Below are 23,243 nucleotides of genomic sequence, written 5' to 3'. Positions count from 1 at the left end.
GCCACGACGGACTCATGACCGACCCCCGCCCGACGCGCGACCGGACTCACGCGGCGACGGCCTCGGGCTCGCGCGTCGTGGCCTTGTACGGGTCGGGCGAGAACAGCGCGGCCACGACCGTGATCAGCACCATCGCCGACATGTAGACCGCGATCCAGCCCCAGCCGCCGGTGGCGTCGAGCAGTGCGGTGGCGATGACGGGGGCCAGGCCGCCGGCGAACACGCTCGCCCCCTGCGCGCCGATCGACGCGCCGCTGTAGCGGACCTCCGGCTCGAACAGCTCGGAGAACCACGCCGGCTGCGGGGCGTAGACCGCCGAGTTGCCGACGTTCACGGCGATCACGGTGGCCAGCACGATCAGCGGGACCGACCGCGTGTCCAGGGCCCAGAAGTACGGCCAGCTCATGGCGAGCAGCACCAGCGAGCCCCAGAGCACCACCGGACGCCGTCCGAAACGGTCCGCGGCCCAGCCGTAGAGCGGGATGCTCGCCAGCCCGACGGCCGACGAGACGATCACCGCGAGCAGGAGGTCGCCGCGCGCCATGCCGAGCACGACGGTGCCGTAGGTCAGGACGAACGTGGTGTGGATGTAGAAGGTGCTGTTCTCGGCGAACCGCAGGCCGGCCGCGCGCAGGACGTTCAGCGGCTGGCGGCGCAGCACCGCGACCACGGGCTGTCGCTCGATCTTCCCGGCGTTCCGCGCCTGCTCGAAGACCGGCGACTCGGCCACCCGCAGGCGGATCACGACGCCGACGACGACGAGCACGATCGAGGCCAGGAACGGTATCCGCCAGCCCCAGGCGAGGAACGCCTCGTTCGAGACGACCGCGGAGATGACGAGCAGCGAGAGGTTCGCGACGAGCATCCCGGCCGGCACGCCGGTCTGCGGGAAGCTCCCGAAGAAGCCGCGACGCTGCGGTGGCGCGTACTCGACCGCCATGGTCGCGGCGGCGCCCCATTCGCCGCCGAGACCGATGCCCTGCACGATCCGCAGCACCACGAGCAGGATCGGCGCGAGGATCCCGATCGTCTGGTAGGTCGGCAGCAGCCCGACGAGGAACGTGCCGCCGCCCATCATCACGACCGAGAGCACGAGCATCGACTTGCGGCCGATCCGGTCACCGAAGTGCGCGAAGATCACGCCACCGAACGGGCGGGCGACGAACCCGACGCCGAAGGTCGCCAGCGCGAGCAGCGTGCCGGTGAGCGGATTGGCCGACGGGAAGAACAGCTTCCCGAACACCAGGGCGGCCGCGGCGCCGTAGACGAAGAAGTCGAACCACTCGATCGACGTGCCGATCAGCGTCGCGGCGGCGACCCGGCGGGTCTCCGCGGCGGTCGGCTCTGGGCGTGTGCTGGGCGCACCATCCATCTGGAACCTCCGGCCCCCCGCGAGGCGGACATCGGACACTCGATGTGACGGAGACCATACGGAGCGAAGTCCACGGGACGCCAGAGGTGGCGCACGAGCGACGACCCCGCGACCCGGAGCCCCCGGCCGGTGGCGTCTACGGGTGGTCGCGGAGGCGCCGACCGAAGGACCCCCGGCTGAGGCGCGCGTCCCGCGCGAGGTCCGCGAGGTCGACGACGTTCTGGGTGCGCAGCCAGTCCGAGAGGCTCGGGATGCCGACCGGGGGCGTCTCGAGCTCGTCGGGCGCGACGACGGGCCGCTCGGTCTCGGGCACGGGGAACTCCTCGCCGCGTCTCGGCCGGGCCTCGTACTCGACCATTCGGTGGACTGTTGTGCGCGGAACGTACTCCTCGTTCGTGTGGCGCAGCCCACGGGGCTCTCAGGAGGACAAAGCGTCCGTCAGCAGCGCGACGAGCGCGGCGTGCTGCATGTCGGCCGACGACCCGATCTCCTCGTCGGACCCGTCGAGCGCCACCGCGGCCAGGCCCGCCTTGTCGTCGATCAGCGTCGCGATCCGGGCGTCGATCGTCTGTGCAGCGATCATGCGCCACGCGGTGACCGGCTCCGACTGCCCGATGCGGTGGCTGCGGTCGATCGCCTGCGTCTGCTCCGCGGCGGTCCACGGCAGCTCCGCCAGCACGATGTTCGAGGCGACCTGCAGGTTGATGCCGACCCCGGCCGCGGTCAGCGAGCAGACTGCGATCGCGACGTCGGGGTCCTCGACGAAGGCGTCGATGTTGCGCTGTCGCACGCTCGGCGTCTGGTCGCCCCGGATGGAGGAGAACCGCACGCCCTGCTGGGCGAACGTCTCCTCCGCGGCGTCCATGACGTCGACGTGCTTGGCGAAGAACACCACCTTGCCCGCGCTGCGGGCGAGCTGGGCGGCGTAGTCGGCGGCGAGCGACGCCTTCGCCTGCCCGATGCGGCGCATCATGCTGAACACGTTGTCGCCGCTCGACGAGCCGGCCGCGTCCTTCTGCTCCCACGTCGCCACCTTGGCGACGAGGTCGTGGTCGATCCCCTCGACGGGGCCCGCGCCGCGCGCGGCCACGGCGTCCTCGTAGCGCGCCACCATCCGGCGGGCGAGGTCGCGCTCGGCCGCCCGGATCGAGCGTCCGGTGGGGCCGTCCAGCTCGACGGGCAGGTCGGCGACGCGGCGCTCGGGGATGTCGGCGGCGACGTCGACCTTGCGGCGCCGGACGATGCCGCGGTCGATCACCGCCTGGCGCGCGGCCGCGGCGAAGCCCCGGTCGGCGGGTGTGAGGCCGGTGTCGGACAGGGCGTCCATGAGGTCGGGGAGCGGCTTCTTCTCGTCGATCCAGCCGAGGAACTCCCAGATGGCGAGGAAGTCCTCGATGTCGTTGATCAACGGGGTGCCGGTGAGCGCCATGAGCAGCGGCGTCCTCGCGAACGAGCGGATGCGCTCGGCCAGCGACAGGACGTGCTGCGAGCGCTGCGAGCTCTTGTTCTTGATGAAGTGCGCCTCGTCGACGACCATGCCGCGGAAGCCGAAGTCGCCGAGCCACCCGGCGTGCCGGTCGAGCACCTCGTAGTTGACCACGACGATGTCGGCGAAGCCGTTGACCGAGTCGCCGTTGCCCTGGATCGCGGTCGCCTCGCGCCGCGGCGACCACAGGCCGGCCTCGCGGACCCAGTTCGTCTTGACGACGTTCGGCACGACGACGAGCAGCGGGTAGGCCTTCGCCGCCTCGGCCGCGAGCAGCGCCTGGGCGGTCTTGCCCAGCCCCGGCTCGTCGGCGAGCAGGAATGTGCGGTGCCCCGCCGCGACGGCCGCGACGACGCGGGCCTGGTGCGGCATGAGCTCGCGTCCACCGGGAGCCTGGCGCGACCCGGGCGCGGGCAGGTCCATGCAGGCCGAGACGCCGTCGCCGGCGCGCTCGAACGAGCGCAGCAACGGGTCGAGCAGCTCCCAGCCGCTCAGCGGGGTGGGGCGCGCGGCGCTCGGGCGCGCGGCCGAGAAGTCGGGGGCGAGGAAGGGGTTGGCCATCTGGCGGGAGACGACCGACTGCGGCACGACGCCCGGCTTGGTCGGGGCCGTGGTCGGCTCCTCGGCCGGCGGCTCCTCGTCGGGCGCGGTCTCGATACCGGCGCGGCGCAGCATCTCGCGCTCGAGGGAGCGGGCCTGGTCGGAGACGACGGCGTCCTCGCCGAGGAGCGCGAGCAGCGCCTGGTCGCGGACGGCGATCTTCGCCAGTGACGTCGCGATCTCGTCGAGGCGCTCGAGCCGGTCGGTCCGGCGGTTGTCGCCGAGGTCGGTGCGCGCGCGGACCCGGGCGCGCTCGTCGCGCAGCATCAGGGCGACGGCCTGGAACTTCGTGCGCGTGGACGGGGTCACCCGTCCGCGCTCGAGGGCGGTTCGCAGCTCCCGCACGGCCTGCGTGAGCACGGACATGACGTCCTCGCGCCGGCGGTTGCGTCCGCCCCTGGTGGTGCTGCCGTGGCGGTCCCTGTTCTGGGGCCTGCCTCGTCGAGCCATGGACTTCCTTTCCGGGGTGCCCTTCCGTCGCGCGGTCTCCGACCGGCGCGGCGGGAACGTGTCGTCGACCTCGCCTGCCATGCGATCTCGGCGAGATCGCGGGCCACGGTCCGAGCGGTCTCCGCTGGGACGGCGTCACCGATGGGGGATGACGCGGTACGCGGCGCACCCGACGTGCTCCTCGACGGGAACACGGCGATCCGGGCGTTGATTCCATCATACGCGTCGGCGGACGGCGGGCGACGCGACGCGCCCGGCGAGGGAGATCCGGTGATCTGGATCATGGGCGGAGGCGGGATCGGCCGTGTGCTGATGGTTGTTCTGAGGCCGCCGAGCAGCCGGCCCCGCTGCGGATCGCGGTGAACAACACGGGGATCGGCGGCCCGGCGCTGCCGGTCGCGGAGTACCCGACCGAGGCGTGGCGCTCGGTCGTCGACGTGAACCTCCCGGGTCGTCGGCGTACGTGGCCACGAAGCCCTGCTGGGCCTGACCAAGAACGCCGCCCTGGAGCACGCGGGCGACCTTGTGCGCGTCACCGCCGTGGGCCCGGGGTTCATCGCGACCCCCCTGCTCGAGGCGAACCTCGATCGGGAGGCGCGCGAGCAGATCGCCGCGGGGCACGCGCTGAACCGGCTCGGCACGTCGGAGGAGGTGGCGAACCTCGTCGCCTTCCTGGCCTCCGACGCCGCCACCTTCATCACCGGCAGCTACCACCTCGTCGACGGCGGTGACGCGGCGCGCTGAGCGGGCGCGACGTGGTGGAGCGAGGGACGCCGTCGCTGCGTCGTACGCAGCGAAGGACGCCCTCGCTCCCGCACCCGCGACCCGATTCAGCCCGCCCTGGAGGTCCCGGAGGTCCCGGAGGTCCCGGAAGTCTTGGAGGTCCCGGAGCTCCGTATTCGCGCTGCGGACCGGCGAGCGCCGGCGCGCGGAGGACGACTGAGCGAGACCACCAGGCGAGACGACTAGGCGGGCACCACGGGCACCAGCAGGTGCGAGGCGTGCTCCCCGCCGACGTGGATCGTGGCCCCGGTCGCGGGCCGGCGGAGGGTCGGGTGGTCGTGGGCCATCATCTCGAGGTCGCCGTCGTCGGTCACCAGCTCGAGACGGAGCCGCTCGCCGGGGGCGAGCGTGATGCTGGTCGGCCAGATCTCCACCTCGAGCAGCGTGGGCTCGCCGGGGGTCAGCGGGACCTCGCGGTCGTGCGGGTGCCACGGGCGGGCCGGCTCGGAGCGTTCCGGGTCGGTCTCGCGGTGCGAGGCACGCAGCCAGCCCATCGCCATCGGCACCGGCCCGCCCTGCGGCCCGACGCCCGGGATCGGGTTCCCGTCGACGTCGAGGTGCTGCACGCGGGCGAGGACGTCGAGGTCGTCCCCGTCGGCCGAGACCCAGAGCCGCAGGGCGACCGGGCCGGTCAGCTCGAGGGTCTCCTCGACCGGCGCCGTGTCGAAGGTGGCGGGGTAGGTGACCTCGGCGGCCGCGCCCGGCGCGGTCCAGTCGAGGTCCTTCTCGCCCAGGTGGAGCTCGCGCCACGCGGTGCCGGGCAGGGGGAAGTCCGTGGCCTCGCGCCACACGACGTCGCGCCCGTGGCGCACGGCCATCTGGACCGGCGCGACGCCGTCCATGCGGCCGGGCTGGTCCTTGAGGTACCGGTCGAGGAAGCGCAGCTGCAGCTCCAGGGCCCAGTCCGCGTAGTAGGGGTCGATGTGGGTGCCGGTGTGCACCACGAGCCACTTGTCGGCCGACGCCGCCCGCCGCCAGCCCTCGATGTTGCCGCGCAGGTGCAGGTGCAGCGCGCCCCAGTTCGCCGCGGAGAGCACGGGCACGGTGACGCGGTCGAGGTCGGTGGTGCGCGCGCGGTGGTAGTCGTCGAGCAGTGGGTGCCGCGGGAGCACCTCACGCCAGTCGTCACCGTCCCGACCGGTGCGCTGCGGCTCGATCTGGCGTGCCCACCAGAACTCCATGAACCCGTGGGTGTAGAGCCCGCCCTGGTAGGCGCACTCGCGGTAGAAGTCGGTGGAGCCCTCCCACGCGATCACCGCGGCGAGGTGGGGCGGCTGGAGCGCCGCCACCCGCCAGCCCATCATCGCCAGCCAGGAGATGCCGCTGGACGCGACCTTGCCGGTGCTCCACGGCTGCTCGGCGGCCCACTCGACGACGTCGTAGAAGTCCTCGGCGTCCTGCGGGCCGTAGAGGTCCAGCCGGCCGGGCGACTTCCCGGTGCCGCGGGTGTCGGCACGCAGCAGGGCGTAGCCGCGCGCTGTCCACCACTCGGGGTCCGGTGTCTCCCAGACCATGTGGTCGTTGTGGGGCACGACCTCGTAGAGCGGGTAGCGCTCCGGCCAGTGCACGTCCTTGCCGTAGGGGCTGATCGACGCGATCACCGGGGCGGGCTCGTCGCCGTCGGGGCGGAAGACGTCGACGGCGATGGTGGAGCCGTCGCGGGTGGGGACCGCGACGTCGCGATCGATCTGCATCGGGTGCTCCTCGTTAAGTCCAGTCGACTGGCGAGAGCAGTGTGGGACCGCCGCGACCCGAAAAGCAAGCGGGCTTGCGTTAGGGTGCGTGGCGATGAGCGAGACGGAGGTACGGCGGCGTCCCGGCGGTCGGTCGGCGCGCGTGCGGGCGGCGGTCCTCGACGCGACCGTCGAGCTCCTGCGCGCCCACGGTCTGGAGGGCCTCAAGGTCGGCGACGTCGCGGAGCGGGCCGGGGTGCACGAGACGTCGATCTACCGGCGCTGGCGCAACCGCGAGAACCTGCTGATCGACGCGCTGCTCGCGGCCAGCGAGGTGCTCCGGGTGCCCGACACGGGCCGCGTCCGCGACGACCTGATCGCCTACGCGACCGACCTGGCCGCGTTCCTCGCGACGCCGACCGGTCACGCGCTCGAGCACACCCTCGCCATCGCCGGCGACGACCCGGTCATGCGGCAGGCGCGCGACCGCTACTGGGCGTACCGCTCCGAGCGGTCCCAGCAGATGATCACGCGCGCGGTGGCCCGCGGCGAGCTCCCCGACACCGTCGACCCCCGCCTGGTGATCGAGATGCTGGTGAGCCCCGTGCACTTCCGGGTCCTCCTCACCCGGGAGGAGATCGAGGACGGGATGCCGGCGCGGGTCGTCGACGCGCTGCTGGCGGGGATCAGCCCCGTGCGCTGACGATCCACCGGGACGTCCACAGCAGATTCACAACCGTTTGCCCGCACCTCATTCCCGCCATTGTCGTAATGGATCTGTGATACCGGGAAAATAATGGCGATATTCGTGGCGCGACCTTTCCCGGGGGTCCCGTCGAGGGGAAGGTGTCCCCACCGTGCGGACGGGGGAGGTCGACGGGATGACGGTTCACGAAGGCAGGCACGTGATGCCGGGCTGGCGCGGCTACCTGCCGGACAGCGTCGACCGGGCCTCCCGGGGACGGCCCGGACGCCGCAGGACCCGCCGCGTCGCCGCGGTCGGGGCGCTCGCGGTCTGCGTCGTGGCCGGCGGCGCCGTGATCACCCAGACGCGATCGCTCCCGGGCCCGGACCCGGCGGCGGAACCGGACGGCGCCGGGGACCCCGCCGCGTCCGTGACGGCCCGGAGCGCGGCCTGGACGCAGGAGGCGGGCCCCGTGCTGGGCGCGGTCGAGCACGAGCTCGGCCGCGTCGACGCGATCCGGAAGCGGTGGGAGGCGTCGCCGGCGGCCCGGCGGCCCGGACCGTCGCCCGGCGCGGTCGTGGCCCTGCTCGCACGGCAGGCGACGCTGGCCGAGCACCGCACGGCGCTGCGTGACGCCATGGCCGCCGTCCGCGCGCGTCCGGCGTCCGAGCCCGCGCTGGACGGCGCCCGCGGGCAGCTCTGGTCGGCACAGCAGATGCTGCGGGCCATCGACGCCGGCCGCGGTGCGCTCGGGGACCCGGTGGAGGCAGCGGTGATGAGGCTCGTCGACGGCGTCGCCGCGCCGCCCGAGGACCGCCGCGCGGGGTCCGTGGCGCCCGGAGCTCCGGTCCGGGACGCGACGGTCGAGCTGGCCGCGACGACGGTCGACGCCGTCGAGCGCCCGGTGACCCGGGCGGTACGCGCCGCCGGGACACCGGAGGCGCGGACGGCGGGTGCGGCGAGCTCCGTGACGTCAGCGAGCGCGGCGGACGTCGAGCCGGAGGCGCCCGTCGCGTCACCGAGCCCCGCGACCGCGCCCCCGGGCGCCGACCCGCAGGACAGGAGCGAGCGCGCCGCGCCGGCCGTCGCGGCGCCCGCCGACGTCGACGACGGTGCGGACGAGGGAGATCCCGGGGCGGATCCGGAGGTCCGGGCCGCCCTGGTGCCCAACGCGGGATCCGTCGAGGACCCCGGCGCCTCGCCGGCGCCGGCCGGCGAGGACGCGGGGCCCGTCGACGCGGGGCCCGTCGACTCGATCCTGACCTTCGACCGCACCGCGGCGGACGGCACCACTGCCGCGACCGCGCGTCACCAGGTGCAGGACTCGCCGTCCGACGACGCGGACGGCACCGACACGGTCACGACGGCGTTGCGCGCGCCGCGGAGCGGCTGACACCGACCGGCCGCATCGCGCGCGCGGACCAGGGCGACGCACGCGCCCGACCCCGCCACCGACGGCTCCGCGACGAAGCGCCGCCACCCGAAGGGCCCGCCGACGGCCGGGGAGAGCTCGGCCCCCACCCAGTCGCCGACGCCATCGGGGGCGGGTCCGACCCCGACCTCGACCCCGGCCACCGGCTCCGCTCCCCACGCCCACCCGGCCACGCGCAGCACGGGGCCGTCGCGGCGGACCTCGGTGACGAGGCTGTTGACGTCGAGATCGCGGACGGGCTCGAGCGCTCCCGTCCCGGGCGCGCGGCGCTGGTAGAGCGTGGTGGTGAACAGGTGCTCCGGCCGGCGGTCGGACACCGTGAGCGACCGCAGCCACTTCACGTTGTTGGTCCCGAAGTAGCCCGGCACGAACAGCCGCACGGGGTGGCCGTGCTCGGCGGTCAGCGGCTCGCCGTTCATCTCGTAGGCGAGGATCCCGCGCTCCCGGACGACGTCGAGCGGGAGGTCCTTGAGGTACTCGGTGCAGGGCGTGTCGTCGAAGACGCCCCGGTCGTGCCCCTGCGCGACCAGGACGGGCCCGTCGGACGCGCCGGCGAGGTCGAGCACGGCGGCGACCGGCGCGCCCCGCCACACCACGTTCCCGGCCCGGCGGGTGGGTTCGTCGGGCCGCAGCGGGTTGCCGAAGCACTCCAGCACGGCGTGCACGGTGCGATCCGGTAGTGCCCGCAGGGCGTCGAGGTCCAGCTCCAGGGGCCGGTCGACGCGACCGTCCACCCGCAGCCGCCAGCCCTCGGCGGGGACGTGCGCGATACCGAAGTGCCCGATGACGTAGAGCGCGTCGACCGGGGTGGTCGGCGCGGCCAGCCGCGCCGGCGCGGGCTGCCACTTCGTCGTCTCCGCCGGCACCATCCGCGGGAGGCTCGTCGAGGGGCCGGCGGTCACGCCAGTGCCGCGCGCAGCGCGTCCCCGGCCCGGTCGAGGGTCTCGCGGGCCTTGTCGACCACGCCGATCATCGAGATGAAGCCGTGGATCATGCCGTCGACCGCCAGCAGCTCCGCGTCGACGCCGGCCTGGCGAAGTTTGCCGACGTAGGCCGCGCCCTGGTCCCGGAGCGGGTCGAACTCCGCGGTGACGAGCAGCGCCGGCGGGAGCCCGCCGAGGTCGTCGTGGCGGCCGGGGGAGAACCGCGGGTCGGCGCCCTGGTCGGGCGAGTGGAGGTAGCAGCCGTAGAACCACTCGATCCACGCCCGGGAGAGCAGGGGACCGGCCACGTTCTCGGACATCGACGGGCTGTCGTCGAAGCGGTCGGTGGCCGGGTAGATCAACAGCTGGAAGGCGACCCGCGGTCCGCCCCGCTCCTTCGCGAGCTGGGAGACGACGGCCGCGAGGTTCCCGCCCGCGCTGTCCCCGGCCACGGCGAGCCGGCCCGGGTCGCCACCGAAGCCGCCGATCTTCTCCCCGGCCCAGGTCAGCGCGGCGTAGGCGTCGTCGACCGCGGCGGGGAAGCGGTGCTCGGGGGCGAGCCGGTAGTCGACGGCCGCGACGAGGCAGCCCGAGCGGGCGGCGAGCGCACGGCAGACGGCGTCGTGGCTGTCCAGGCTCCCGATGACCCAGCCGCCGCCGTGGTAGAAGACGACCACCGGCAGCGGGCCGTCGCCCGGCGGGACGTAGACCCGCACCGGGATGTCGCCCTCCTGGCCCGGGGCGGTGGTGTCCTCGACCCTGGCGAGCTGCGCGGGCGGCCCGCCGAGCCCGGCGAACTCCTCGATCATCGCCCGGTTCTCGGCGACGGTCATGCTCTCCGGCGCCCTCGCGCCCTGCTCGACCATCTGCGCGAGCAGGGCCTCGATCTGCGGGTCGAGCGGCATGGGGACGCTCCTCGGTGTCGGCGCCGGGACTGCCCGTGGAGTATGCGGCGCCCGCCGGTACCGCGGAACCGATCGCGGCGCCGGCCATCAGGGCCGGTCGGACACGGACCCGCCTGGACGGCCGGGGGCGCCTCGGGCACTGTTCGGTCCATGACCGAGCCGGAGGGTTCCCGCGCCGAGGCCGCCAGCGTCGGGACCGACGGCAGCGTCGCCGTCGCGGGCAGCGTGGACACCACCGGCAGCGTGGGCGTCGCGGGCAGCGTGGCGACCGTCAACAGCATCGGTGTGCTCCGGAGCGCGGGCACGGCCGGCAGCATCGCCGTGGCGGGGAGCGCGGCGACGGCCGGCAGCGTCGCGGTCGCCGGGAGCGTCGCCACGGCCGGCAGCGTCGCGGTCGCGGGCAGCGCCGGGACGGCCGGCAGCGCCGGGATCGTCGCCAGCGTGCTCACGGTGGTCGGCGTCGGCCTGCGCCGGTGCGTGGCGACGCTCGCCTGCGTGGACTGCGTCCGGTGCGTCGCGTGCGTCGGGTGCGTGGACTGCGTCGACTGCATCGGGTGCGTCGGCTGTGTCGGGCTGCGCGGCGCGGTCGGGCAGCGCGGTGTGCACGCCTGAGGCATTCCCGCCCGGTCCATTACCGCCGGTCCGTCATCGCCGGGGGCAGGCGGGCCACCAGCGCTGCAGCCACCACGGCGCCGGCCACGCGGCCGGCGGCGGCGAGCAGGTCGGCAGGCCCTCGGGCTGCAGCGCGAGCCGCGTGCGCATGAGGTCGACGCCGTAGTCCTGGTACCGGGACAACGTGTAGACGACGTCCGGTCCGTCGTTCCACACCGGTGTGATCGCGGGGGCGTAGGCCTCGGGGAAGTCCCGGGTGGTGGCGACGACCTGCGGCGGGCTCCACGGGCCCTTCGGCGACAGCGCGCTGCGCAGCACGATCTCGTGCGTCGGGTCGACGAGGTACATCATCAGCCAGCGCCCGTGGTAGCTGTTGTAGCCGACCGAGAGCTCCCCGACCGGGCCCGGCACGACGTCGACGGCGTCCCGCTCGTCCTTCGACCACCCCTGGGCGCTGCGGTAGCGGTAGGCGGAGCGGTCGCCCAGGCGGTCGGCGGGGACCCGGGCCAGCGAGGCCGGACCGGAGCGGCCGGCGGGGATGCCGTAGACGAGCACGGTGTCGCTGCCCGCGGGCTGCGCGTAGGCGACCTGCGCGAACCGGCTCGAGCCCGACCAGACCGCACCGGGGTCGCGGACCCAGGTCTGACCGTCGTCGTCGGAGTGCGCCATCCCCGAGTCGTTGGTGGTCCAGTGACCGGCCTCCTCGAACTGCCGCACCGACATGTAGTGCAGCCACATCCGCGAACCGGTGGAGATCCCGGCCGTGGGGATGACGGTCTCCTCGTCGCCCACGACGTGCTTCGAGTACAGGAGCTCCTTGGCGTGGTCGGGACGGTCGGTGACCATGTCGGCCAGCCGTCGGGTGGGTGACGGCGCGGCGGGGGAGTCGAGCCATCCCAGGGTGCTGCCGCGCCGGTCCGGGTGCGGCACGGAGAAGAAGGGGTCGGCGGGCGGGTCGCCGTAGGTGTCGCCGAACAGCATCGCCAGCCGCCCCCGGTGCAGGAACACGTGACCCAGGTCCGCACCCTGCGCCCCGAACCGTTGGGCGGTGTCAGCGGCAATGCCGCGGCCCATCAGCGTCACGACCGGTCTCGTCGAGGCGGCGTCGACCACCGGTGCCCACGGCCCACCGGGCGACGGGGGGAGTGCCGGGGCCGGCGGCGCGGCGACCGTCGGTCCGGAGCACCCCGCGAGGACCGCGGCGCCCACCGCGACAGCCGCCGCGCCGGACATCAGCGCGCGCCGTCCCTTCGCCATCACGGCGCGGCACCGTAGGCGTCGCCGGCTGCCCCGGCGATCAGGCCCCGCGTGCGCCGCGCCACACAGCCCGACGGTCACGCGCGCGCTGCCCTCCCGTGCGGCTGTCGGCCGACAGCTTTCACCCGTTCGGCTGCTGTAGCGCCGGCGCCGTTTCGTCGACGGAAGGGCAGGAGATGGCCCGTGCCGTCCGCACGCCCACCGACGAGGAGGACGCCCGATGAGCCCGGACCCGACGCAGCGCGGTCGCCATCGCCGCCCCGGCGGCCGGGGGGCCCGCCGGCGCCACCCGGGGCGTGTCGTCGCCGTCCTGGCCCTGACGGTGTCCGCCGGCGGCGCGGCCGTGGCCGTCCCGGCGCTGGCCGCGCCGGCGAGCCAGAGCCCGGAGGCGAGCCCGGCCGCGCAGGCCGCGCACGCCGAGGCGCTCGTGCCCGGCACACCCTGCTCGGTCTCCGCGCGGGCGTGCGTCGACCTGGAGTCGCAGCGGGCCTGGCTGATCCGCGACGGCAAGGTCACCCGCGGCCCGATGACCATCGCGTCCGGGGGCGAGGGACGGGCGACCCCGGTGGGCCACTCCCTGCGCGTCTACCGCAAGGACCGCGACCACACCTCGGGCGAGTCCCGCACGCGCGACGGACGCCCGGCGCCGATGCCGTACTCCGTGTTCTTCGCCGACGGAGGCATCGCCTTCCACGGCGGGGACCCCTCGCGCTCGTCGGCCGGCTGCATCCGGATGGAGACGCCCGACGCGAAGGCCACGTTCGAGACCCTGCGGGAGGGCGACAAGGTGCAGGTCGTCAACGCCTCCCAGGAGAACGCCGCGCGGGGCGCCGCTGCCTGACCGTCGGCCTCCGCGATCAGGTCAGGCGTCCGGCGAGGACGTCGCGGCCCGGTCCGGAGACCTCGTCGAGGGCGTCGGCGCGACCCGCCATGACCATCAGCAACGGCTCGGCCGGGCCCTCGACCGCCGGGCCGCGGCCCGACGACCACCCGATGTCGGTGGCGACGAGGCGCAGTCCGCGGACCCGGGAGAACGCCCGGATCGGCGGGGCGACCCTGGCGAACGGCAGTGCCGCGGCGAGCCGCTCGGCGGGGACCTCGCGGGTGGCCCCGAGCGCGCGCCGGATGTCCTGGTGGTGGATGAGCCCGTCGACCAGCCCGATGCGACCTCCGAACCGCGCGGTCAGCCCGGCCGGCCGCAGGTGGGCGGTCAGTTCGGCGAGCAGCTCGTCGGACGAGAGGTGCGCGTACTCGTCGACGCCGACCTGGTTGGCCTCGTCGGGGTCGAAACGGCCGCGGGCGAGGCGCCCGACGAAGCCGGTGGGGCCGAGGTGGTCGTAGCTGATGACGTGGGCGACCACGTCGCGCACGCTCCAGCGATGGCACAACGAGGGCGCGTCCCACTGCTCGGCGGGGAGCCCGGCGAGGAAATCGGCGAGCTCGGTGCGCTCGTCGCGGGCCAGCTCTCGCGGATCTGCCTCGCTCACCGCGAACCCTCCACGATCTGCGCGTAGGCGGCGAGCAGCGCCACCCAGCCACCGCCGCCGTGCTCGATGGCGCCGTGGACGCCCTCGCCGCCGACGAGGCGCTCGAAGTGGCGGTGCTCGACCTCGACGGTGGTCTGTTCGGGCCCGTCGGCGTGGAAGCGGACCTCGATCTCGCTGGCGTGCGCCGGGTCGGGGTCGAACTGCCAGTCGCCGCCGATCTGCCAGGTGAAGACCACGCGCTCCGGGGGCTCCCAGACCAGCACCCGGCCCCAGTCGCACTCGCTGCCGTCGACGCCGCGCTCGAACCACCGGCCGCCCACCCGCGGCTCGAGGATCACGTCGGCGACCTCGGCCGCGCCGATGTGGTACTGCCGGGGCCACCAGGCCCCGAAGTGGCCGGTGAACAGCTCGAACGCGCGGTCGCGGCCGACGTCGACGGTGGTCTTGCCCTCGATCGCCGGGATCGGTGTGGTCATGGCTGCTCCTCGGTCACGTGGTGGGTGGTCTCATCGGCGACGGTCTGTTCAGCGAACTTGTGAAAGTCGGCCAGGGCGTGCTCCCAGACGCCGTCGAGCCAGCTCCGCAGCGCGGCCACGCCCTGCGGGTCGAGCCGGTAGATGCGACGGGTGCCCTCGGCGTGCGAGACGACCAGCCCGCCGTCCTTGAGGGCCTTGAGGTGCTGGGACACGGCCGGGCGGCTGATCGGGAGCTGCGCCGCGAGCTCGCCGACCGAGCTGGGCCGTCGCGCCAGCGTCTCGAAGATCGCGCGGCGCATGGGGTCGCCGAGCAACCCCAGACCGGCATCTTGGTAAGCTGACACGAACGGTAAGTCTAGAGCGACCGAGCAGCTCCGCAAGGGTCTCGTCGGAGGGGCGCCAGGCGTCAGGATGGGCCGATGACCGGCACGACGCGCGTGATCACCGGCGCGGTGCTGCTCGACCTCGCGGTCAGCCCGCTGTTCGCCTGGGACGTCTTCACCGGCGTCCTGGGCCGCGAGCTCGGGGCGGGCGGGACCGCGCTGGCGGCCGTGTTCTCCGTCGGTCTGGTCGCCTTCATGGCGGCCGTGGTGGTCGGCGGGCGGCTCGCCGACCGTGTCGCTCCCCGGCGCCTGGCGGCGGCCGCCGCGGTCGGGATGGTCGCGGGCCTGCTCGGCAGCGGCGCCGCGAGCTCGGTGGCGGCGACCGTGCTCGCCTTCGGTGTCGTCGTGGGTGCGTCGAGCGGGCTCGGCTACGCGACAGCCGTGCGCGTGGCCGGCACCCTCGCCTCCGGGCGCGGGCTCGCGCTCGGTCTGGTGGTCAGCGCCTACGCGATCGGCACCGCCGTCCTCGCGCCGGTCGCTGCGGCGCTCCTGACGGCGGTCGGCCGGGGGACCACCTTCGCCGTGCTCGCCGGCGCCCTCGGCGTCCTGCTGGTCGTCGCGGCCGTCCTGGTCCCCGGCGGTGCTCCGCCGGGACGGACCACCACGGCACCCTCCGATCGGGCCGCTCGGCGGCGCGGTCCCGTCGTGGCCCTGTGGCTGGCTTTCGGCCTCGGAAGCGCCCCCGCGCTCGCGGCGTTCGCCCGGGCCGGCAGCCTCGTCGGCCCGACCGCGGCCGTCGCGCTCGCGGTCGCCCTGCTCAACCTCGGCAACTTCGCCGGACGCCTCGTCGCGGGCCCGCTCTCGGACCGCATCGGACGCCGTGCCGCGCTGCACGGCGACGCCGCCCTGCTCGTGGCGGCCTGCCTCCCGCTCGCGCTCGGTGCGAGCGGCCCCCTGGTCCTCGCGACCCTGTTCGTCCTCGGGGCGCAGTACGGGGCGCTCTCCGCGCTCACCCCGGCCGCCACGTCCGACGTGACACCGCCCGAACGCTTCGGCGCGACCTTCGGGCTCGTCTTCACGGGCTGGGGCCTCGCCGGGCTGTTCGCCCCGGTGGCCGCGGCGTCGCTCGCGCCGGGGATCGGCGACGACGGTGTCTACCTCCTCTTCCTCGGGGTCGCCGCCGTGGCCTGGGCCTGCGTGGCCGCGTTCGGCGCGCTGGTCCGTACCTGACGACGCTTGTCGCCGCCCGGCCCGCGGGACGATCCTGGGGCCTCCACCGAGCGAGGTCCGGAGGTCGGAGACATGGCCCAGGCGAGCACCCAGGACTGGACCGTCGTCGACGAGGGGTGGGGCCGGCGGGCCGTGGACTTCGCGACGCTCGGCGAACCCGCGAACTGCCGCGAGTACGTGGCGATGCACCACTCGCTCGGCGTCGACGGCGGCGACCGGGTGCTCGACGTCGCCTGCGGCTCGGGCCTCGCGCTCGAGCTCGCCGCCCTGCGGGGTGCGACCTGTGCCGGCATCGACGCCTCGGCGCGGCTCGTCGCCGTCGCCCGCGACCGCAACCCGGACGCCGATGTGCGGGTGGGCGACATGCACGCGCTGCCGTGGGCCGACGACAGCATGGACGTCGTCACGAGCTTCCGCGGCATCTGGGGCACCACCCCGGGCGCGCTCGCCGAGGTCCGCCGGGTGCTCGCGCCGGGTGGCCGCCTGGGTCTGACCGTGTGGGGCCACATCAAGGTCTCGCCCGGCGCGTGGGCGCTCGCCCCCTTCCGGCTGGCCGATGACCCGGCCGTCGCCCACCAGGCGGCGATGGTGGCGCTGGGGCGTCCCGGCGCGGGGGAGGACCTGCTCGCGTCGTTCGGGTTCGCCGAGGTCCAGCGGGTCGCCGTCCCCTTCGCCTGGGAGTTCGCCGACCCGGAGTCCTACGCCCGGGCCCTCGCCGCGACCGGCCCCGCCTACGAGGCGATCCGCGTCGTCGGCGAGGACGCGTTCCACGACGCAGCGGTGGCGACGGCGAGCCGGCACGTCCGGGCGGGGCTGCCGCTGCGGGCGGAGATCGCCGTGGTCGGCTACCTCGCCCGGACGAGCTGAGCGGCGTCGGTCGCCGCGGCGCCTCGGCGGACCGGTTTCGAGAGGTCGACCTCAGGCCTCGCCGCTCCCCGGACCCGGCTCCTGCCCCGCCCGGACGTGGCGTGCGTGCTCGCGCTCCCGCCCGGCGAACTCACGCGCCTCGCGGGCGGCGTCGTTCAGGCGGTCCGCGGCGTGGGGGCGCAGCCGCGCGGCGTCCTCGTAGGTCTGCGCCACCTTGTCCTCGGAGTCCGCGATCTGGTCGGCGACCCGGGCGAGCCGGTCGGTGAGCTCGGCGGAACGGCGCCAGGCCCGGCTCGACGCCGACTCGGTCCGGGGTTCCTCGTCCACGGCGGCCTCCCGTCCCCGCGGGATGAGGATTCCGCGCGGGTTTTGTCGCTACCCTGCCACAACGGACAGCCGGCCAGGGGGCGCTGCCATGAGCGACCTGAGGGTGATCGGGGTCGGCGCGTCCGCCGGTGGGATCGAGGCGTTGCTCGACCTGGTCAGCGGACTCGACACCGACCTGGACGCGGCCGTGCTGGTCGTCGTGCACCAGGCGCCGGGGACCCCCTCGGTGCTGGCCGACCTGCTCGCCGGACGATGTGCGCTCCCCGTGGCGTGCGCGCGCGGCGACGAACGCCTCGAGCCGGGCCGCGTGCTGGTCGCGCCCCCGGACGGGCACCTGCAGGTGGCCGACGGTCGGGTCGGGGTCTCGCGCGGGCCACGGGAGAGCGGGCACCGTCCGGCGATCGATGTGTTGTTCCGGTCGCTGGCGCTGAGGGCCGGGCCCGGTGCAACCGGGGTCGTGCTCAGCGGTCTGCTCGACGACGGCGCGGCCGGCCTGCGCGACATCGTGCGCCACGGCGGGACGGCCGTGGTGCAGGACCCGAGGGACGCCCGCTACGACGGGATGCCGACCGCCGCGCTCCACCAGGTGCCGCAGGCCGTGGTGTGCCCGGCCCGCGGCATCGGAGCCGCCCTCGCAGAGATCGCCGGGCGCGCCCCGTCGGCCGCCGGTCGCTCGTCGGTCGGCCGGGCCGGCGACGCGGTCGTGAGCCGCGGCGACGAGCAGGCGGCGACCGATCACGACGGTCCCGGGTCCGCGGCGGAGCAGGACGGCGCGGTCGAGGGGGCCCTCGCGGTGGCGCTGCGCGCGCTGGAGGACAAGATGGCGCTGGCGCGCCGCGTCGCCGCGTCCGCCGAGGCCGTCGGTGCCGCGACGGTGGCGGCGAGGTCGCGACGGTCGGCGGACGAGGCCCTCCGGTCGGCGAGGGTGCTGCGGCACCTCCTGACCGGCCGCGAGGAGGCCGCCGACGACGCGGCGGGTGGGACCGGGACCGACGACGGGAGCGTGCGGTGAGCGAGGGAGTCGACCCCGACTTCGAGAGCCTGCTGGAGTTCATCAAGGAGAGCCGCGGCTTCGACTTCACCGGCTACAAGCGTTCCAGCGTGCAGCGACGGGTCGAGCGGCGGATGCAACAGATCGACGTCACGAGCTTCGCCGAGTACCTCGATCGGCTCCAGGTCGACCAGGACGAGTTCACGCAGCTGTTCAACACCATCCTCATCAACGTCACCGCCTTCTTCCGTGACCCCGAGGCGTGGCGGGAGCTGCAGCAGGAGGTGGTGCCCGGGCTCCTGGCGCCCAAGACACGCGGGGAGAGCATCCGGATCTGGTCGGCCGGCTGCGCCAGCGGCGAGGAGGCGTACGCCCTGGCGATCCTGCTGGCCGAGCAGGTCGGGCCCGAGGAGTTCCGCCGGCGGGTGAAGGTCTACGCCACCGACGTCGACGAGGACGCGTTGAGCGCGGCGCGCCATGCGACCTACGGGGAGAAGGATCTCCAGGCCCTGCCCGAGGACCTGCGCGCGAAGTACTTCGAGCGCAACGGCACCCGCTTCAGCTTCCGCGGCGACCTCCGGCACAGCGTGATCTTCGGGCGGAACGATCTCGTGCAGGACGCCCCGATCGGCCGTCTGGACCTGCTCGTCTGCCGCAACACCCTCATGTACCTCAACGCCGAGACCCAGGCGCAGGTCCTGCGCCGGTTCCACTTCGCCCTCAATCCCACCGGCGTGCTGTTCCTCGGCAAGGCCGAGATGCTGCTCAGCCACTCGCGGCTGTTCCTGCCGATCGACCTCAAGCGGCGGTTCTTCCGCAAGGCCGAACAGGTCGATCCGGGCCAGCGGTTCGCCGTGGCGCACGGCCGCCCCGAGGACGGCCCTCCCGGGCACGAGGTGCGGCTCGAGGACGAGACGCTGCTCCACAGCCCCCTGGCGACGATCGTCGTCAACGCCGACGAGGTCGTCGCCACGACCAACCAGCGCGCCGAGGCCCAGCTCGGTGTCACCAAACGGGAGATCGGCCGAATCTTCACCGACCTCGATCTCTGCCAGCGCGTCGGCGGTCTCCGCAGCGCCTACGACGACGTCCGCCGCAACCGCAGCCCGATGTGGCTGCACGAGGTGCAGTTCTCCCGCTCGGCCACCGAGACGCTCTTCTTCGACATCCAGCTCGTGCCGCTGGACGGCGAGGGGAGCGGCCGCCCGTCGGTGGCGGTGTTCTTCTCCGACGTCACCCGCTACCAGCGCCTCAACGGCGAGCTGCAGACCGCGCAGCGCCAGGTGGAGACGGCCTACGAGGAGCTGCAGTCCACGGTGGAGGAGCTGGAGACCACCAACGAGGAGCTGCAGTCCACGGTGGAGGAGCTGGAGACCACCAACGAGGAGCTGCAGTCCACGGTGGAGGAGCTGGAGACCACCAACGAGGAGCTCCAGTCCACCAACGACGAGCTGCAGTCCATGAACGACGAGCTGCGGGAACGCACCGTCCAGCTCGACGAGGCCAACGACTTCCTCGAGTCGGTCCTGGGCAGCCTGCGCACGGCGGTCGTGGTCGTGGACACGGAGCTGATCGTGCGGGCGTGGAACGGGCAGGCGGATGACCTGTGGGGCCTGCGTTCCGACGAGACCATCGGCCAGCACCTGCTCAACCTCGACATCGGGCTGCCCACCGAACGCCTCCGCCCGCTCGTGCGCGGGGCGCTGAACGGCGACGGCGACGGCGCCCTGCGGATCGAGGCGATCAACCGCCGCGGCCGGACCGTCCGCCTCGCGGTGTCGGCGTCGCCGTTGCGGCTGCGCCACAGCGGGCCGACGGGCGCGATCGTCCTGATGGACCAGGCGGGTGAGACGACCGAGGCGGAGGCGGATCCCCCGGATCCGAGCGACCCCGCGGGCCCCGCACCGACGCCTTGAGCAGTGACACCACACGGTCCGTGTCCGTAGAGTCCAGGCATGCGTGACACCACTCCGGCGGTGCCCGGACGTGGTGAGGACGACCCGCTCCGGCGGCGCCAGCAGCTCATGGACGAGCAGGAGGCGCGCGCCGATGCCCGCGACCAGGCGGCGGACCGCCGCGAGCTCCTGGCCGACCGGCGCGAGACCGACGCGGACCTCCGGGAGCACGCGGCCGACGACCGCGACGCGCGGGCCGACGAGCGGGAGGCCCGGCTGAACGCCACGGCCAGGGCGATCGGGCTGAACGTCTCCGGGCTTGTCGAGCAGGCCGAGCAGGTGCTCGAGCGGGATCAGCAGGCCATCGGTCGCGCCCACGACCGCATCGCCCGGTCACGGGAGATGCTGCGCCGCTTCCGGGACCTGGGCGACCGGGAACAGCGTGAGATCGATCAGCAGGCCGGCGCCAGTGCCCTGGCGAGTGAGGACGAGGCCGAGCTCTAATCCGGCACGGGGGCAGTGTCCTCCGCGGCCGCGCCCGATGCTCCGAGCATCAGGTACAGGCGGGCCTCGGTGGACGGCGAGAGGGCGACGCTCCGGGCTCCGTTCCGGGCGAGGAGGGCCTGAGTCGTCGCCTCGGACGCCAGGTCGGTGAGCAGCTCGGCGCGGCGTCGCGCCTCGTCGACGCGGGCGAGGACGGCGGAACGGTCGTCCGGTGCCGCCTCGTGACCCCGGAGGGCCTCGCCGGGAGAGGTCCCGTGAATCTGCCGGTACTCGACCGCGAACCTCCCGGGGCTCTTGAACCCCCAGCGCACGGCGATGGCGCCCACGGTGTCCCTACGGGCGGGGTCGCCCGTCACGAGATCGCGGTGCGCGCCCTCCATCCGGACCTGGCGCAGGTAGCTCATCGGTGTCTGGTGACGGTGCCGGCGGAAGGCGTGCTGCAGCCCGCGGACCCCGATCTGGGCGGCCCCGGCGATGTCGGCGATCCCGATCGGGCGGTGGGCGTTGGCATGGATGAACGCCACGGCGCGGGCCACCACGGACGGTTCCGCGCCGGCGGTCCCCTCGGGGGCGTCACTCAGCAACCCCCCCGCGAACTCGGCGACGTCGCGCCCGCTGTTCTCGGCCAGCTTCCGCAGCATCGTCGAGGCCGCGTCCAGGTCCTGGTGGTAGCGCTCCATGAGCACGCCGGTCGCCACGTCCACGGGATCCGGAGGTGCCGTCATGTCACCCTCCTCACGTCCGACGACCTGGATCGACCCTGACACACCACGCCCCCCGCTGTCAGGCCCCGCAGCGATCGGCGTGGCTGCGATTCAGGGACACAGCGGGGGCAGCGCCCCGCCGAGGACACCGCCGCGGTCGATGGCCACACGGCCGTCCCTGACGACAGTGAGGACGTGCGCGGGATCCGCCAGCGCGGCGATGTCGGTCAGCGGGTCGACATCGGTCACGACGAGGTCCGCGGCCTTCCCGGCCTCCAGCGTCCCGGTGACGTCGCCGACCCCGCACAGCTCGGCGGCGTTCCGCGTGCCCGCGGAGATCGCCTGCAGCGGTGTCAACCCGCCGAGCCGCACGAGCAGGTCCAGCTCCCCGAGGTTGGTCCCGTGGTCGGGGGTGATCCCCGCGTCCGTGCCGAGCACGATGCGCACGCCGGCCTCGACCGAGCGCGCCGCCGACTCGTGGGCCACGCGGTGCCAGCGCACCGCCTTCTCGTAGGTGCCCGGCGCGCTGCGGGCGGGGTCGGGCTCGGTCATCGTCTCGAGCAGCGTGGGCGCGAGGAACTGCCCACGCTCGACCATCTCGGCACGCAGCTCGTCGTCGAGGGCGTAACCGTGCTCGATGCTCGACACCCCGGCGCGCACGGCCGCCTCGATGCCCGGTCGCCCCATCGCGTGCACGGCCACCGGCAGCCCGCCGTAGGCCTGCGCCTCCTCGACGGCCGCGCGGATCATCTCCGGCCGCAGCCCCAGCCACTCGGGCTGGTCGTGGGGCGAGGTGACGCCCCCGCTGGAGGCGAGCTTGATGCAGTCCGCGCCGCTCGCGACGAGCTCGCGCACCCGCAGGCGCATCGCGTCGACCGAGTCGACGAGGTTCGAGGGGCTCCCGGGGAACGCGACGGCGGCGGCCAGCCCGTCGATGCCCGACGGGGTGGTGAAGTCGCCGTGGCCGCCCCGCTGGCTGAGCATCGCGATCGAGACGAGCAGGCGGGGGCCGGGGATGCGGCGCTCCGCGACCGCGCGCCGGAACCCGGCGTCGAGGCCCAGGAGGTCCCGGGCCGTCGTCACGCCGTTCTCCAGCGTCGTGCGCAGCCGCTCCAGCACCTTCAGCACCCGGTAGCTCGGCGGCTCCTGCAGCCCCTCCAGCGGGCTGCCGTGCCGGCCCGGCAGGGCGAAGTGCACGTGGGCGTCGATGAAGCCCGGACACACGGTGCGGCCGGCGAGGTCCAGGCGACGGACGCCCTCGTGGTCGGCCGGGAGCTCGGTGGCGGGGCCCACCCACGACACCCGGGTCCCGTCGACGAGCAGGGCGGCGTCCTCGACGGGGTCGCCGCCCCTCCCGTCGATCAGCCGTGCGTGGTCGAGCACGACCTGTCCCTCGGGCACGTGGAACTCCTCGCTCGTCGACCGCGGCTTCCGGCTCGACCTTGGCCGACGTCGGCGGCCGGCGACAGGGGACGAAGGTCACCGGCGGGCCGGAGGCCCGGCGCTAGCGTGTGGTGGGGGCGTCGGTGACGCCGCACTGCTCGTCGACCCAGCGCGCCGTCCCGGCGAGCGGGTTCTCGATCCGGGGTGGGGCCTCGACGCGCCGGCTCGGCGGAGCGGTCTGCTCGGCGGCCAGGAGCAGCATCCCGGCCGTCACGGCGAACAGGCCGCCCGCCCGGCGGGCCTGCGCGCCGAACATGCGAGGCTCCCGGCCGTACAGGTTCAGCGCGGCGCGGGGCACGCCGCCGACCTCGAGCAGGATCGACAGCATCGAGCGGTACCCGGCGTCGAGCGCGTGCGCCGAGAACGCCGGCCACCGGCGCCGGTCGTCGCCGGCGAAGTCGTCGACCACGACGAGGCCGTCCAACGGCGCCCGCGCCAGCACGGTCATGGCCGGGCCGTCGCCCAGTTCGGCCTGGAGGGTGTCCAGCGGGCCGACGACGGCGGGGGACGCGGGGTCCCCGGCGGCGCCATACCGGCCGTCGGCCAGGCTCAGCCCCGCGGACGCCGCCGCCGGGACGGCCGTGAGGGCGGCGGACACGATGCGCGTCAGGGCGCTCTCGTGATGGCGGACCAGCGTGGCGTCGTTCAGGGCGGTGCCGCTGCGACGCAGGTGGGCGACGAGAGTGTCCACGGTCATGGCGACCCTCTCCGACCGCGGGGAGCGGTGATCGGGACGTGCTCGTCCATGGTGGTCAGGACGGATGCCGACGGAACTGTCCGAACTGCGACCACGCACTGTCCTCTGTCGGCGACGCTCC

At 74.5% G+C, this 23,243-nt stretch carries 24 protein-coding genes; 10 read left to right on the top strand and 14 right to left on the bottom strand.

What is annotated here, in order from left to right; all coding sequences use genetic code 11:
* Positions 1–46: 46 nt before the first annotated feature.
* The 3 genes from QSK03_RS22810 to QSK03_RS22800 all read right to left on the bottom strand — a co-directional run bounded on the left by QSK03_RS22810 (position 47) and on the right by QSK03_RS22800 (position 3,824).
* Positions 47–1,372, bottom strand: a complete 1,326-nt coding sequence (locus tag QSK03_RS22810) for an MFS transporter (RefSeq protein ID WP_285657077.1) — start codon at positions 1,370–1,372, stop codon at positions 47–49.
* 136 nt (positions 1,373–1,508) lie between these two features.
* Positions 1,509–1,685, bottom strand: a complete 177-nt coding sequence (locus QSK03_RS22805; RefSeq protein ID WP_285657074.1) for a hypothetical protein — start codon at positions 1,683–1,685, stop codon at positions 1,509–1,511.
* Between the two features lie 105 nt (positions 1,686–1,790).
* On the bottom strand, positions 1,791–3,824 hold the full coding sequence (locus tag QSK03_RS22800) for a DEAD/DEAH box helicase (protein ID WP_285657071.1): 2,034 nt from the start codon (positions 3,822–3,824) through the stop codon (positions 1,791–1,793).
* A gap of 561 nt (positions 3,825–4,385) precedes the next feature.
* Between QSK03_RS22800 and QSK03_RS22795 the strand changes: the two genes are divergently transcribed.
* On the top strand, positions 4,386–4,652 hold the full coding sequence (locus QSK03_RS22795) for an SDR family NAD(P)-dependent oxidoreductase (protein WP_352232026.1): 267 nt from the start codon (positions 4,386–4,388) through the stop codon (positions 4,650–4,652).
* 221 nt (positions 4,653–4,873) lie between these two features.
* Here the strand turns inward: QSK03_RS22795 and QSK03_RS22790 are convergent, their stop codons facing one another.
* Positions 4,874–6,385, bottom strand: coding sequence for a CocE/NonD family hydrolase (locus QSK03_RS22790; RefSeq protein WP_285657068.1), 1,512 nt, complete (start codon positions 6,383–6,385; stop codon positions 4,874–4,876).
* A gap of 94 nt (positions 6,386–6,479) precedes the next feature.
* Between QSK03_RS22790 and QSK03_RS22785 the strand changes: the two genes are divergently transcribed.
* Entirely contained in the window at positions 6,480–7,067 is a 588-nt protein-coding gene (locus QSK03_RS22785) for a TetR/AcrR family transcriptional regulator (protein WP_285657066.1), read from the top strand.
* A 178-nt stretch (positions 7,068–7,245) separates the two neighbouring features.
* A complete protein-coding gene (locus QSK03_RS22780) occupies positions 7,246–8,442 on the top strand; it encodes a hypothetical protein (RefSeq protein WP_285657064.1) in 1,197 nt (398 codons plus the stop codon).
* On the opposite strand, the gene QSK03_RS22775 is transcribed toward QSK03_RS22780, so the two are convergent.
* Together QSK03_RS22775 and lipP1 are read right to left on the bottom strand one after the other, a co-directional pair.
* Positions 8,358–9,350, bottom strand: a complete 993-nt coding sequence (locus QSK03_RS22775) for a molybdopterin-dependent oxidoreductase (protein ID WP_285657063.1) — start codon at positions 9,348–9,350, stop codon at positions 8,358–8,360. The genes QSK03_RS22780 and QSK03_RS22775 overlap by 85 nt on opposite strands.
* A 29-nt stretch (positions 9,351–9,379) precedes the next feature.
* On the bottom strand, positions 9,380–10,309 hold the full coding sequence (lipP1, locus tag QSK03_RS22770; RefSeq protein WP_285657060.1) for a LipP1 family hormone-sensitive lipase: 930 nt from the start codon (positions 10,307–10,309) through the stop codon (positions 9,380–9,382).
* A gap of 150 nt (positions 10,310–10,459) precedes the next feature.
* Here lipP1 and QSK03_RS22765 point away from each other — a divergent pair, with 150 nt between their 5' ends.
* Positions 10,460–10,921 (top strand): hypothetical protein, encoded by a 462-nt coding sequence (locus tag QSK03_RS22765; protein WP_285657058.1) that lies wholly within the window; start codon positions 10,460–10,462, stop codon positions 10,919–10,921.
* A 33-nt stretch (positions 10,922–10,954) separates the two neighbouring features.
* On the opposite strand, the gene QSK03_RS22760 is transcribed toward QSK03_RS22765, so the two are convergent.
* Positions 10,955–12,178, bottom strand: a complete 1,224-nt coding sequence (locus tag QSK03_RS22760; RefSeq protein ID WP_285657146.1) for a glycoside hydrolase family 183 protein — start codon at positions 12,176–12,178, stop codon at positions 10,955–10,957.
* A gap of 220 nt (positions 12,179–12,398) precedes the next feature.
* On the opposite strand from QSK03_RS22760, the gene QSK03_RS22755 reads away from it, so the two are divergent.
* On the top strand, positions 12,399–13,019 hold the full coding sequence (locus QSK03_RS22755; protein WP_285657056.1) for a L,D-transpeptidase: 621 nt from the start codon (positions 12,399–12,401) through the stop codon (positions 13,017–13,019).
* Between the two features lie 16 nt (positions 13,020–13,035).
* Here the strand turns inward: QSK03_RS22755 and QSK03_RS22750 are convergent, their stop codons facing one another.
* Genes QSK03_RS22750 through QSK03_RS22740 form a run of 3 tightly spaced genes read right to left on the bottom strand, consistent with a single transcriptional unit; the run spans position 13,036 to position 14,485 of the window.
* Positions 13,036–13,665, bottom strand: coding sequence for a maleylpyruvate isomerase family mycothiol-dependent enzyme (locus QSK03_RS22750; protein ID WP_285657054.1), 630 nt, complete (start codon positions 13,663–13,665; stop codon positions 13,036–13,038).
* Positions 13,662–14,141: an SRPBCC family protein gene (locus tag QSK03_RS22745; protein WP_285657051.1), complete on the bottom strand. Its 480-nt coding sequence runs from the start codon at positions 14,139–14,141 to the stop codon at positions 13,662–13,664. The genes QSK03_RS22750 and QSK03_RS22745 overlap by 4 nt, the downstream gene beginning before the upstream one ends.
* Positions 14,138–14,485, bottom strand: a complete 348-nt coding sequence (locus QSK03_RS22740; protein ID WP_285657049.1) for an ArsR/SmtB family transcription factor — start codon at positions 14,483–14,485, stop codon at positions 14,138–14,140. Before QSK03_RS22740 ends, QSK03_RS22745 begins: the two co-directional genes overlap by 4 nt.
* Positions 14,486–14,560: 75 nt before the next feature.
* Here QSK03_RS22740 and QSK03_RS22735 point away from each other — a divergent pair, with 75 nt between their 5' ends.
* Complete coding sequence (locus tag QSK03_RS22735) at positions 14,561–15,694, top strand: MFS transporter (protein ID WP_285657047.1); 1,134 nt, start codon at positions 14,561–14,563, stop codon at positions 15,692–15,694.
* 72 nt (positions 15,695–15,766) lie between these two features.
* Positions 15,767–16,561: a class I SAM-dependent methyltransferase gene (locus tag QSK03_RS22730; protein ID WP_285657045.1), complete on the top strand. Its 795-nt coding sequence runs from the start codon at positions 15,767–15,769 to the stop codon at positions 16,559–16,561.
* A 51-nt stretch (positions 16,562–16,612) separates the two neighbouring features.
* Here the strand turns inward: QSK03_RS22730 and QSK03_RS22725 are convergent, their stop codons facing one another.
* Positions 16,613–16,888, bottom strand: coding sequence for a hypothetical protein (locus tag QSK03_RS22725; protein WP_285657043.1), 276 nt, complete (start codon positions 16,886–16,888; stop codon positions 16,613–16,615).
* A gap of 88 nt (positions 16,889–16,976) precedes the next feature.
* On the opposite strand from QSK03_RS22725, the gene QSK03_RS22720 reads away from it, so the two are divergent.
* Genes QSK03_RS22720 through QSK03_RS22710 form a run of 3 tightly spaced genes read left to right on the top strand, consistent with a single transcriptional unit; the run spans position 16,977 to position 20,278 of the window.
* The gene (locus QSK03_RS22720) at positions 16,977–17,900 is read left to right on the top strand and encodes a chemotaxis protein CheB (RefSeq protein WP_285657041.1); all 924 of its coding nucleotides are present in this window, start codon (positions 16,977–16,979) and stop codon (positions 17,898–17,900) included.
* Positions 17,897–19,795 (top strand): CheR family methyltransferase, encoded by a 1,899-nt coding sequence (locus QSK03_RS22715; RefSeq protein ID WP_285657039.1) that lies wholly within the window; start codon positions 17,897–17,899, stop codon positions 19,793–19,795. Before QSK03_RS22720 ends, QSK03_RS22715 begins: the two co-directional genes overlap by 4 nt.
* Positions 19,796–19,834: 39 nt before the next feature.
* The gene (locus QSK03_RS22710; protein ID WP_285657036.1) at positions 19,835–20,278 is read left to right on the top strand and encodes a hypothetical protein; all 444 of its coding nucleotides are present in this window, start codon (positions 19,835–19,837) and stop codon (positions 20,276–20,278) included.
* On the opposite strand, the gene QSK03_RS22705 is transcribed toward QSK03_RS22710, so the two are convergent.
* The 3 genes from QSK03_RS22705 to QSK03_RS22695 all read right to left on the bottom strand — a co-directional run bounded on the left by QSK03_RS22705 (position 20,275) and on the right by QSK03_RS22695 (position 23,122).
* Positions 20,275–21,003: a helix-turn-helix domain-containing protein gene (locus QSK03_RS22705; protein WP_285657034.1), complete on the bottom strand. Its 729-nt coding sequence runs from the start codon at positions 21,001–21,003 to the stop codon at positions 20,275–20,277. The genes QSK03_RS22710 and QSK03_RS22705 overlap by 4 nt on opposite strands.
* Positions 21,004–21,093: 90 nt before the next feature.
* Positions 21,094–22,383: a metal-dependent hydrolase family protein gene (locus QSK03_RS22700; RefSeq protein WP_285657032.1), complete on the bottom strand. Its 1,290-nt coding sequence runs from the start codon at positions 22,381–22,383 to the stop codon at positions 21,094–21,096.
* A gap of 103 nt (positions 22,384–22,486) precedes the next feature.
* Positions 22,487–23,122: a GAF domain-containing protein gene (locus QSK03_RS22695; RefSeq protein WP_285657030.1), complete on the bottom strand. Its 636-nt coding sequence runs from the start codon at positions 23,120–23,122 to the stop codon at positions 22,487–22,489.
* Between the last annotated feature and the right edge of the window lie 121 nt (positions 23,123–23,243).

The organism is Actinomycetospora sp. NBRC 106375 (assembly GCF_030269665.1).
Taxonomy (GTDB): Bacteria; Actinomycetota; Actinomycetes; order Mycobacteriales; family Pseudonocardiaceae; genus Actinomycetospora.
This window is presented reverse-complemented; position numbering and strand designations above follow the sequence as displayed.

What these genes read in the sequence shown, in the direction of transcription:
- QSK03_RS22735 (WP_285657047.1), top strand. Translation starts at nt 14,561, where the DNA reads ATGACCGGCACGACGCGCGTGATCACCGGCGCGGTGCTGCTCGACCTC.
- QSK03_RS22705 (WP_285657034.1), bottom strand. Translation starts at nt 21,003, where the DNA reads ATGACGGCACCTCCGGATCCCGTGGACGTGGCGACCGGCGTGCTCATG.
- QSK03_RS22765 (WP_285657058.1), top strand. Translation starts at nt 10,460, where the DNA reads ATGACCGAGCCGGAGGGTTCCCGCGCCGAGGCCGCCAGCGTCGGGACC.
- QSK03_RS22800 (WP_285657071.1), bottom strand. Translation starts at nt 3,824, where the DNA reads ATGTCCGTGCTCACGCAGGCCGTGCGGGAGCTGCGAACCGCCCTCGAG.
- QSK03_RS22730 (WP_285657045.1), top strand. Translation starts at nt 15,767, where the DNA reads ATGGCCCAGGCGAGCACCCAGGACTGGACCGTCGTCGACGAGGGGTGG.
- QSK03_RS22790 (WP_285657068.1), bottom strand. Translation starts at nt 6,385, where the DNA reads ATGCAGATCGATCGCGACGTCGCGGTCCCCACCCGCGACGGCTCCACC.
- QSK03_RS22710 (WP_285657036.1), top strand. Translation starts at nt 19,835, where the DNA reads ATGCGTGACACCACTCCGGCGGTGCCCGGACGTGGTGAGGACGACCCG.
- QSK03_RS22780 (WP_285657064.1), top strand. Translation starts at nt 7,246, where the DNA reads ATGACGGTTCACGAAGGCAGGCACGTGATGCCGGGCTGGCGCGGCTAC.
- QSK03_RS22785 (WP_285657066.1), top strand. Translation starts at nt 6,480, where the DNA reads ATGAGCGAGACGGAGGTACGGCGGCGTCCCGGCGGTCGGTCGGCGCGC.
- QSK03_RS22755 (WP_285657056.1), top strand. Translation starts at nt 12,399, where the DNA reads ATGAGCCCGGACCCGACGCAGCGCGGTCGCCATCGCCGCCCCGGCGGC.
- QSK03_RS22775 (WP_285657063.1), bottom strand. Translation starts at nt 9,350, where the DNA reads ATGGTGCCGGCGGAGACGACGAAGTGGCAGCCCGCGCCGGCGCGGCTG.
- QSK03_RS22810 (WP_285657077.1), bottom strand. Translation starts at nt 1,372, where the DNA reads ATGGATGGTGCGCCCAGCACACGCCCAGAGCCGACCGCCGCGGAGACC.
- QSK03_RS22745 (WP_285657051.1), bottom strand. Translation starts at nt 14,141, where the DNA reads ATGACCACACCGATCCCGGCGATCGAGGGCAAGACCACCGTCGACGTC.
- QSK03_RS22720 (WP_285657041.1), top strand. Translation starts at nt 16,977, where the DNA reads ATGAGCGACCTGAGGGTGATCGGGGTCGGCGCGTCCGCCGGTGGGATC.
- QSK03_RS22695 (WP_285657030.1), bottom strand. Translation starts at nt 23,122, where the DNA reads ATGACCGTGGACACTCTCGTCGCCCACCTGCGTCGCAGCGGCACCGCC.
- QSK03_RS22760 (WP_285657146.1), bottom strand. Translation starts at nt 12,178, where the DNA reads ATGGCGAAGGGACGGCGCGCGCTGATGTCCGGCGCGGCGGCTGTCGCG.
- lipP1 (WP_285657060.1), bottom strand. Translation starts at nt 10,309, where the DNA reads ATGCCGCTCGACCCGCAGATCGAGGCCCTGCTCGCGCAGATGGTCGAG.